Origin of the sequence: Micromonospora sp. NPDC005215, from assembly GCF_040607915.1 — a bacterium.
Taxonomy (GTDB): Bacteria; Actinomycetota; Actinomycetes; order Mycobacteriales; family Micromonosporaceae; genus Micromonospora.
In genome coordinates this window covers 67,458-75,925 of sequence record NZ_JBEXHQ010000035.1, presented here as the reverse complement: position 1 = coordinate 75,925, position 8,468 = coordinate 67,458, and the positions used below count along the sequence as shown (strand labels likewise).

At 72.0% G+C, this 8,468-nt stretch carries 6 protein-coding genes and 1 pseudogene; 3 read left to right on the top strand and 4 right to left on the bottom strand.

All coding sequences use genetic code 11. From position 1 onward, the window contains the following. Positions 1–71: 71 nt before the first annotated feature. The 3 genes and pseudogenes from ABZU25_RS24065 to mraZ form a co-directional block, all read right to left on the bottom strand. Positions 72–677, bottom strand: coding sequence for a hypothetical protein (locus ABZU25_RS24065; protein WP_355031617.1), 606 nt, complete (start codon positions 675–677; stop codon positions 72–74). Beyond that, a pseudogene (rsmH, locus tag ABZU25_RS24060) lies at positions 667–1,776 on the bottom strand (16S rRNA (cytosine(1402)-N(4))-methyltransferase RsmH). The gene ABZU25_RS24065 and the pseudogene rsmH overlap by 11 nt, the downstream one beginning before the upstream one ends. 205 nt (positions 1,777–1,981) lie before the next feature. Continuing rightward, positions 1,982–2,413 (bottom strand): division/cell wall cluster transcriptional repressor MraZ, encoded by a 432-nt coding sequence (gene mraZ / locus ABZU25_RS24055; protein ID WP_355031616.1) that lies wholly within the window; start codon positions 2,411–2,413, stop codon positions 1,982–1,984. Positions 2,414–2,768: 355 nt separating this feature from the next. On the opposite strand from mraZ, the gene ABZU25_RS24050 reads away from it, so the two are divergent. The 3 genes from ABZU25_RS24050 to ABZU25_RS24040 are packed head-to-tail and all read left to right on the top strand — an operon-like array spanning position 2,769 to position 5,405. Further along, positions 2,769–4,016, top strand: a complete 1,248-nt coding sequence (locus ABZU25_RS24050; protein WP_355031624.1) for a MurT ligase domain-containing protein — start codon at positions 2,769–2,771, stop codon at positions 4,014–4,016. Next, the gene (locus ABZU25_RS24045; RefSeq protein ID WP_355031615.1) at positions 4,006–4,725 is read left to right on the top strand and encodes a glutamine amidotransferase; all 720 of its coding nucleotides are present in this window, start codon (positions 4,006–4,008) and stop codon (positions 4,723–4,725) included. The genes ABZU25_RS24050 and ABZU25_RS24045 overlap by 11 nt, the downstream gene beginning before the upstream one ends. Further along, entirely contained in the window at positions 4,722–5,405 is a 684-nt protein-coding gene (locus ABZU25_RS24040) for a VTT domain-containing protein (protein WP_355031614.1), read from the top strand. Before ABZU25_RS24045 ends, ABZU25_RS24040 begins: the two co-directional genes overlap by 4 nt. A 138-nt stretch (positions 5,406–5,543) precedes the next feature. Here the strand turns inward: ABZU25_RS24040 and leuS are convergent, their stop codons facing one another. Further along, entirely contained in the window at positions 5,544–8,384 is a 2,841-nt protein-coding gene (gene leuS, locus ABZU25_RS24035) for a leucine--tRNA ligase (RefSeq protein ID WP_355031613.1), read from the bottom strand. Between the last annotated feature and the right edge of the window lie 84 nt (positions 8,385–8,468).

Here is an 8,468-nt window from a genome sequence, read left to right as displayed (position 1 = left end):
GACTGCAGTTAACAGGTGTGCTCTAACAAACTCCCGCCGTGGCGCGGCTCGTCCGACCTTCGTGGCACCGGTCAGCCTCCCGCACCCTGGCTGGTCACCGACGGCTTACCGGTGGCCGGCCGCGGCACGCCGATGGTCTTGCCGTCCGGCAGCCGGATGTAGCCCGGCTCGCCAGCGTCCACCAGGCCCAGCCGCCGCGCCTCGGCGGTCAGGTTGCCCGGCGCCTCGTACTCGGCGATCTGCTTGTCCAGCTGCTGCTTCTCCAGGTCCAGTCGAGCCTGCTGCTGCTGCAACCGCTCCAACCGGAACGCGTTCTCATTGATCTTGGTGTTGACCGCCAGGATGCCCAGCACCCCACCGACCACCAGCACCACGATCAGCGCCGCGAACGGCGCACGCGGCACCGAGATCGGTGGCGGCGGCGCCACCCGCAGCCGCGGCGGCCGGGCGCTGGTGGCGCCGGCGGCCTTCTCGACCGGCCGCAGCGCGGCGGTGCCCTGGGTCGGGAACTCGCGCGCCCCCCGGGCGCGAGTCTCCCCCTGCCGGTTCACTCGATCGATGCGTGGCGTACCGTTTCCGAGGCGCGGAGCCCGCTCCGCCGCGGTCCGGCCCCCCGACCGCGGTGTGCGCTGCTCGCCACCGGTGACGTCCCGGCGGCCGCGCTTGTCAATGTTCATGTCCCTCCCCCTCAACGTCCGTCCCTCTGCCGTCCCGGTGTCCCTGATCCCCCACGGATCAGGCGGACCCCGTGCCCGGTTGGTGCATTCCCTTCACCCGTCGGCGAGACCGTTCGCGGTCGGTCCGCCCTTGCTCTGTCGCGATCGGGTCGAGTCGCTCCGCGGCCCGCAGCCGCACCGAGGCGGCGCGCGGGTTCGCGGCGACCTCCGCCTCCCCGGGCAGTTCGGCGCCCCGGCTGAGCAGCCGGAACGTCGGACCGGACCCGGGAAGCTCGACCGGGAGGTCGACCGGGCCCGTGTTGCGGACCCGGTCCGCGAGCGCCGCCTTGGTGAGCCTGTCCTCCAGCGAGTGGTAGGACAGAACCACCATGCGACCGCCCACGGTCAGTGCGTCGAGCGCGGATGGCAACGCTGTCTCCAGCGCTGCCAGCTCTCTGTTTACCTCGATCCGTAAAGCCTGAAACGTTCTCTTTGCCGGGTGTCCGCCCGTTCGTCGGGCCGGCGCCGGGATGGAGTCCCGGACCAGCTCCGCCAGCAGCGCGGACGAGGTGATCCGGGCGCGTTCCCGTTCCCGGATGATCGCCGAGGCGATCCGGCCGGCGAACTTCTCCTCGCCGTAGACCCGCAGCACCCGGGCCAGGTCCGGATGCCCGTAGGTGTTGACCACCTCCTCGGCGGTCACCCCCCGGGTCTGGTCCATCCGCATGTCCAGTGGCGCGTCCTGGGCGTACGCGAACCCGCGGTCGGGCGCGTCCAACTGCAACGACGACACACCCAGGTCGAACAGGACGCTGTCGATGCCCGGATAGCCCAGCCGGTCGAGCACGTCCGGCAGTTCGTCGTAGACGGCGTGCTCCAGGTGCACCCGATCGGCGAACCGGGCCAGTCGGACCCGCGCGTGGGCGAGCGCCTCGGTGTCCCGGTCGAGCCCGATCAGGACCGTCTCCGGGTGCGCCTCAAGCACCGCCTCCGCGTGCCCGGCCAGGCCGAGCGTCGCGTCGACGTGGACCGTCCGGCCGCCTCGACCCAGCGCGGGGGCCAGCAGCTCGAGACACCGCTCGAGCAGCACCGGCACGTGCGTGCCGCGCAACTCCCCCATGATGACCCCCACTGGTTGAAACGTCCGTTCTCCTCGTGCGCCTGTCGTCGGACGGCGCTGCCGTCGTACCGCCAGATCCCCATCCGCTCCCGCCGGACACCGGACCGTCGCCCGATGACTGGATCGTGCGCCTGGCACCGGGGAAGGGGTGCCAGGAACTCGAAAGCGGCTGGAGATCTCGCAGTACGTCGGGCGCCGTTCCGCCCTACAGACCGCCGGGCAGCACCCCCTCCGAGATGTCGGCGAAGTCGTCCTCGCTGTCGGCGAGGTACGTCTCCCAGGCGGCCTTGTCCCAGATCTCCACCCGCGTGCTCGCGCCGATCACCACCAACTCGCGGTCCAGCGCGGCGTACGCCCGCAGGTGGGCCGGAATGGTTACCCGGCCCTGCTTGTCCGGAACCTCGTCGTGCGCGCTGGCGAAGAAGACCCGGCTGTAGGCCCGGGCCGCCTTGTGCGTCATCGGCTGCGCGCGCAACTGGTCCGCGATCCGCTGGAACTCAGGGGTCGGGAAGACGTAGAGGCAGCGCTCCTGCCCTTTGGTGACCACGACACCCCCCGCCAGCTCATCCCGAAACTTGGCCGGAAGGATCAACCGGCCCTTTTCGTCCAGGCGTGGAGTGTGGGTGCCGAGAAACACCGGCCCAACCCCCTCGCCCCTGAGCGGCGTTCGCGGCGCCGCTGACCCCCCGGGCCGGTGAGCCCTCCCGGCCTCACCATTGGTCCCCACTCTACTCCACTTCCCTCCACCCGCAACCAATTCCGCCCGCGTGGCGTGTCCTGTCCGGCGGCAAAACAGCACGTCACAAGGGGTGGAGCGGAGTGGAGGGCCGCGGCGGGCCGCCGGCGTGGTCCGCTTTCCGACATAGATCGACTCCGTCCGGTGGAGGTCCTCCCGGCCGCCCGCGCCGCAGTCACGGCCGAACGGTTCACCGTCGGCGGCGATCTGGCGGGGCGGGCGGTCCGGTAACCTCGCTCGCGTGACGGACGCGAAAATGCCCCTACGGGCCAAGGTGGCCAGCTCCGTGTCACGGACCGCCGCGGCGCTCTCCCGGGCGGCCGGCCGTGGCGACGGTTCGGTGATCGGCGGGTGGATCGGCCTGAAGATCGACCCGGACCTGCTGGCCCACCTGTCGGCCGGGCGTGCGATAGCGCTCGTTTCCGGCACCAACGGCAAGACCACCACCACCCGGTTGACCTCCGCCGCGGTCGGCGTGCTCGGCCGGGTCGCCACCAACTCGTTCGGCGCCAACATGCCCAGCGGGCACACCTCGGCACTGGCCAAGGCCGGCAGCACCCCGTACGCGGTGCTGGAGGTGGACGAGCACTACCTCGCCCAGGTGCTGGAGGCGACCGAGCCGCACGTGGTCGCGCTGCTCAACCTCTCCCGCGACCAACTCGACCGCGCCAAGGAGGTCGCCATGATGGCGCAGCTCTGGCGTGCGGCGCTGGTCCGGCACACCAACGTGCGGGTGGTGGCCAATGCCGACGACCCGCTGGTGGTCTGGGCGGCCACCCCGCCGGGCGACCCCGCCCGGGGCATCAACCCGCCGCACGTGACCTGGTTCAGTGCCGGCCAGCGCTGGCACGACGACTCCTGGGTCTGCCCGGAGTGCGGCTCCACCATCCAGCGCTCCGGCGAGCAGTGGTGGTGCACCGGCTGCCCGCTGCGCCGACCGGAGCCGCACTGGCTCGTCGAGGACGAGGGGGTGCTCGACCCCACCGGCGCCTGGCACAAGGTCTCCCTCCAACTGCCCGGCAAGGTCAACCTCGGCAACGCGGCGACCGCGCTGGCAGTGGCCGCCGAGTTCGGCGTCCGCCCGGTCGACGCGGTGTCCCGCCTCGGCATCGTCACCTCGGTGGCCGGCCGCTACGCGCAGGTCGACAAGGACGGGCGCAACATCCGGCTGCTGCTGGCCAAGAACCCGGCCAGTTGGCTGGAGGCGTTCGACATGGCCGACGACGCCCCGACCCTGCTCTCCATCAACGCGCGCGACCCCGACGGCCTGGACACCTCCTGGCTCTACGACGTCGACTTCGCCCCGCTCCGCGGCCGGCAGGTGTTGATCACCGGCGATCGGGCCTACGACCTGGCCGTCCGCCTGGACGTCAACGACGTACCGTTCCAGCACGTCCGCACGTTCGACGACGCGCTCCGGTCGGTCCCGCCCGGGCGGCTGGAGGTCATCGCGAACTACACAGCGTTCCAGGACATCCGAGCGGAGTTGGACCGTGTCATCTGAGAGCCTGCGCATCGTCTGGATCTACCCCGACCTGCTCTCCACCTACGGCGACCGGGGCAACGCCCTGATCCTCGCCCGCCGGGCCCGCCAACGTGGCATGCCCGTCGAGGTGCTGGAGGTCCGCTCCGACGAGCGGCTGCCCGCGACCGCCGACATCTACCTGGTCGGCGGCGGCGAGGACGGCCCGCAGGCCCTCGGCGCCCAGCGGCTCCTCGCCGACGGCGGCCTGCACCGCGCCGTCGCGCAGGGCTCGGTGGTGTTCGGCGTCTGCGCCGGCTACCAACTGCTCGGCACCTCGTTCTTCGCCAAGGGCGTGCAGTGCCGCGGGCTGGAGCTGCTCGACCTGCAGTCCGACCGGGGCGAGAGCCGGGCCGTGGGCGAGCTGACCGGTGAGATCGACCCCCGGCTGGGCCTGCCCCCGCTCACCGGTTTCGAGAACCACGGCGGTCGCACCCACCTCGGTCCGGAGGTCTCCCCGCTGGCCCGGGTCACCGCCGGGGTGGGCAACAACGGCGCCACCGAGGGCGCGTGGCGCGGCAAGCTGCTGGGCACCTACTCGCACGGGCCGGCGCTGGCCCGCAACCCCGCCCTGGCCGACCTGCTGCTGCGCTGGGCCACCGGGGCACACCAGCTTCCGCCGTTGGACGACACCTGGTCCGACCGGCTCCGCAACGAGCGCCGCTCCGCAGTGGCCGCCGCCCGGGCATGATCCATGCCGTCCGGCGGCTGCTCCGGCAGCCGTCGGCCGCCCGGTTCGCCCTGCTCGTGTTGCTGATCGGCGGCTGCGGGCTGCTGCTGCTCCTGGTGCCCCGACCCGATCCGGAGCAGCTGCCGCTGCTGGCCGACCGGCTGGGCGACCTCGCCCCGGTGGCGGCCATCCTCGGCGGCGCGCTGCTGCTTGTGGCGCTGGTCCCCCGGACCTTCATCACGCTCGCCGCGGGCGCGATCTTCGGCCCGCTGGAAGGTGCCGCGTACGCCCTCGGCGCCGCGCTGGTGGCCGCGGCGATCGGGTTCACGGTCGGCCGGCTGCTCGGCCGGGAGTTCGTAGCCGTTCGGGTTCGTGGCCGCCTGGCCCGCCTCGACGGCTGGTTCGCCCGGCAGAGCGTGGTCGGTGTGGTCACCGTCCGGCTGCTGCCGATCGCCGGCTTCGGGCTGGTCAGCTACGGCTACGGCACGACCGGCGCCCGGGTGCTGCCGTTCCTGGCCGGGAGCGTGATCGCGTCCGCGCCGACCGCATTCGGCTACGCGGCGATCGGCGCGTCGGTCAGCTCACCCGGCCACATCAACTGGTACGCCGCCGCCCCGGCCAGCCTCGGCCTGATCGCCAGCGTGGTGCTCGTGCACCGCTGGTGGCGCGCCGAGCGCCGCCGCCGGCAGATGCCGGCCTGACCCGACAATCGAACCGCACGGAAGCACCCCGCACCAAGATCCGAGCAATGTCCCCGATGTTGCTGCTTGCGGCGCGCGGGAGGCAGCAACATCCCCGATGTTGCTGCCTCCCGGCGGAGGGCGGAACGGACACCGGGGTCAGACGACGACCGAGACCATCCGGCCCTTCACCACGATGACCTTGCGCGGGTCCTTGCCGGCCAGCGCCGCGGCCACCGCGTCCAGGGCCGCCGCGCGGACGACCTCCTCGGCGGCGTCGGCGGGCACCTCGATGCGCCCACGGACCTTGCCGTTTACCTGCACCGGATAGGTCACCGTGTCGGCCACCAGCAGCGCCGGGTCGGCGGTCGGGAAGTCCGCGTACGTCAGCGAGGTGTCGTGGCCCAGCTTGCGCCACAGCTCCTCGGCCACGTGCGGGGCGAACGGCGCCACCATCAGCACCAGCGGCTCGGCCACCTCGCGGGGCGTCGCCGACAGCCCGGTCAGCCCGTTGGTCAGCTGGATCAGCTTGGCGATCGCCGTGTTGAACCGGATGCCGTCCATGTCGCCACGGACCCCGTCGATCGTCTTGTGCAGTAGTCGGCGGGTCGCCTCGTCGGCCGGGTCGTCGGTGATCCGCAGCGCGCCGGTCTGCTCGTCGACGACGGCCCGCCAGACCCGCTGCAGGAACCGGTACGAGCCGACCACCGCCCGGGTCTCCCAGGGGCGGGACACCTCCAGCGGACCCATCGACATCTCGTACACCCGGAAGGTGTCCGCGCCGTACGCGGCGCACATGTCGTCGGGCGTCACCACGTTCTTCAGCGACTTGCCCATCTTGCCGTACTCGCGGTTGACCGCCAGGTCGCCCAGGTAGTAGGCGCCGTCGCGCTCGAAGACCTCCTCGGCCTGCACGTAGCTGCCGCGCGAGTCGGTGTACGCGTACGCCTGGATCATGCCCTGGTTGAACAGCTTGCGGAACGGCTCGATCGACGACACGTGCCCCAGGTCGAACAGCACCTTGTGCCAGAACCGCGCGTACAGCAGGTGCAGCACCGCGTGCTCGGCGCCGCCGACGTACAGGTCGGTGCCCCCGCAGTCACCCTCGCGTTGCGGGCCCATCCAGTAGCGCTCGTTCTCCGCGTCGACGAACCGCCCGCTGTTTGTCGGGTCCAGGTAGCGCAGCTCGTACCAGCACGAGCCGGCCCACTGCGGCATCACGTTGGTCTCCCGGGTGTAGCGCTTCGGCCCGTCACCCAGGTCCAACTCGACCTCGACCCAGTCCCGCCGCCGCGACAGCGGGGTCTCCGGGTTGCTGTTCGCGTCGTCGGCGTCGAACGTCTTCGGGGAGAAGTCGTCCACCTCCGGCAGCTCGACCGGCAGCATCTCCTCCGGCAGGGCGATGGCCGCGCCGGTCTCGTCGTAGACGATCGGGAACGGCTCACCCCAGTAACGCTGCCGGGAGAACAGCCAGTCACGCAGCCGGTAGGTCACCGCGCCGGTGCCGTGCCCGTTCGCCTCCAGCCAGGCGATCATCGCCGCCTTGGCGTCGGCGACCCCCAGGCCGTTCAGGTCCAGGCCGCGTTCCGGCGCGGCGCTGTTGATCGCCGGGCCGTCCCCGGTGTACGCCTTGCCGTCGAAGCCCTCCGCCGGCTGCACGGTACGCACGATGGGCAGCTCGAAGACCTCCGCGAACGCCCAGTCCCGCTCGTCCTGGGCCGGCACCGCCATGATCGCGCCGGTGCCGTAGCCGGCCAGCACGTAGTCGGCGATGAAGATCGGGACCTGCCCGCCGGTGACCGGGTTGGTGGCGTACGCGCCGATGAAGACGCCGGTCTTCTCCTTGGTGTCGGCCTGCCGCTCGACGTCGGTCTTGGCCGCCGCCGCCTTGCGGTACGCCTCGACGGCCACCCGGGGGCTGGCGTGCCCGCCGGTCCAGGCGTCCCTCGTCCCGTCCGGCCAGGCGGCCGGCAGCAGCGTGTCGACCAGCTCGTGCTCGGGCGCCAGCACCATGTAGGTGGCGCCGAAGACGGTGTCCGGCCGGGTCGTGAACACCCGCACCGGCGCCACCGCGGTCGGGAAGTCGATGTGGGCGCCGGTGGAGCGGCCGATCCAGTTGCGCTGCATCAGCTTGATCGGCTCGGGCCAGTCCAGGGTGTCCAGGTCGTCGATCAGCCGGTCACCGTACGCGGTGATCCGCATCATCCACTGCTTCAGGTTGCGCTTGAAGACCGGGAAGTTGCCCCGGTCGGAACGGCCGTCGGCGGTGACCTCCTCGTTGGCCAGCACGGTGCCCAGCCCGGGGCACCAGTTGACCGGGGCCTGCGAGACGTACGCCAGGCGGTGGTCGTCGACGACCTGGCGGCGCTCGGCGACGCTCAGCTCGGCCCAGGCCCGGCCGTCCGGGGTGGGCCGGTTACCGCCCTCGAACCCGGCGATCAGCTCGGCGATCGGGCGGGCCCTGCCGGCGTCGCGGTCGTACCAGGAGTTGAAGATCTGCAGGAAGATCCACTGGGTCCAGCGGTAGAAGTCGGTGTCGATGGTGGCCACCGAGCGGCGCTCGTCGTGCGCCAGCCCCAGCCGGCGCAGCTGCGCCTTGTACCGCTCGATGTTCGCCACGGTGGTGGTCCGGGGGTGGGTGCCGGTCTGCACCGCGTACTGCTCGGCGGGCAGGCCGAAGGCGTCGAAGCCCATCGCGTGCAACACGTTGCGGCCGGCCATCCGCTGGTAGCGGGCGTAGCAGTCGGTGCCGATGTAGCCCAGCGGGTGGCCGACGTGCAGGCCGGCGCCGGACGGGTACGGGAACATGTCCAGCACGTACAGCTTGTCCGCGCCGGCGCGGGGGTGGGTCGGGTCGGCCAGCGGGCCGGTCGGGTTCGGTGCGTGGAAGGTGCCCTCGCGCGCCCAGCTGTCCTGCCAACGGATCTCGATCTCGTCGGCCAGGGCCGCGGTGTACCGGAACGGGGGAATGTCGCCCGCCGGTGCGGCTGCCTCACTCATCGTCTCTCCTCGCTTCGCTTCGCTTCGTCATCGGCGTCGCCGGGCCGGGCCGGCGGCGGGCACAAAAATGCCCCTCGCACAGGA

Coding starts and splice junctions, on each gene's coding strand:
- ABZU25_RS24065 (WP_355031617.1), bottom strand. CDS start 677: ATGAACATTGACAAGCGCGGCCGCCGGGACGTCACCGGTGGCGAGCAG.
- ABZU25_RS24050 (WP_355031624.1), top strand. CDS start 2,769: ATGCCCCTACGGGCCAAGGTGGCCAGCTCCGTGTCACGGACCGCCGCG.
- ABZU25_RS24040 (WP_355031614.1), top strand. CDS start 4,722: ATGATCCATGCCGTCCGGCGGCTGCTCCGGCAGCCGTCGGCCGCCCGG.
- leuS (WP_355031613.1), bottom strand. CDS start 8,384: ATGAGTGAGGCAGCCGCACCGGCGGGCGACATTCCCCCGTTCCGGTAC.